General features: G+C 71.7%; 1 protein-coding gene. It reads left to right on the forward strand.

Annotated elements, in window-relative coordinates; translation table 11 throughout:
• Window positions 1–333 precede the first annotated feature (333 nt).
• Window positions 334–930: bifunctional transcriptional activator/DNA repair enzyme AdaA (locus tag QRO91_RS22450; RefSeq protein WP_285310594.1), on the forward strand; the 597-nt coding region annotated here is incomplete at its 3' end.

Consider the following 930-nt stretch of genomic DNA (forward strand, 5'->3'; position numbering starts at 1 on the left):
CCCACCCCCCCACTCACTAATGCCAACGTCTGGGGCGCGGCCGGTATGTTTTGTTATGCAGACCCCGGCGAGATATCCCTGTCTGTGCTGCGTGTGGGGGTGGTGGGTGTGCGGGGGGGGGGGGGCTGGCGCCGCGCGGGGCGCGGCCCCCCTGGGGGTGGGCGCCCGCCCCCCCCCCCCCCCCCCCCCCCCCACCCCCCCATCCCACGGTTGCCCGGCTTTTGACGTTGACGTTGATTCGGCGGGTGCAGGGCGCAGCCCTGCCGAACCCCCTTCAGCATCCATGTCCGAATGTGGCGAGTATCGCCGCCCCCGCAGGCCTAGACTGGCGCCATGGACACCGCACTCGCCCTCGACACCGCCGCCTGCGACCGCGCCCGCCTGGCCCGTGACGCACGCTTCGACGGCGTGTTCTTCACCGCCGTGCGCAGCACCGGCATCTACTGCCGCCCTGTCTGCCCGGCGCCGCCGCCGAAACCACGCAACATCACCTACTACCCGACCGCCGCCGCGGCCGCTGCCGCCGGTTACCGCCCCTGCCTGCGCTGCCGCCCGGAACTGGCGCCGCAGGCCCAGCAGGCCCTCGCCGGGCAGACCGTACAGCGCGCCTTGGCCATCATCCATGGCGGCTTCCTGCAGGAGCAGCCGGTAGCGGACCTGGCACAGAAGATCGGACTCAGCGCGCGCCAGCTGCAGCGCCTGTTCGTCGAACATCTCGGCGCAACACCCGGGCAGATCCATGCCACCCACCGCCTGCTGCTGGCCAAGCAGTTGCTGACGGAAACCACGCTGCCAGTGACCGACGTCGCGCTGGCCGCGGGCTACAACAGCCTGCGCCGCTTCAATACCGCGTTCCTGCAGGGCTGCGGGATGGCGCCGACCGCTCTGCGTCGCCAGCATCAACCGCTGGCTGCCGATGATGGCGGCCTG

The organism is Stenotrophomonas maltophilia group sp. Smal32 (genome assembly GCF_030237085.1).
Lineage (GTDB): Bacteria > Pseudomonadota > Gammaproteobacteria > Xanthomonadales > Xanthomonadaceae > Stenotrophomonas > Stenotrophomonas maltophilia_Q.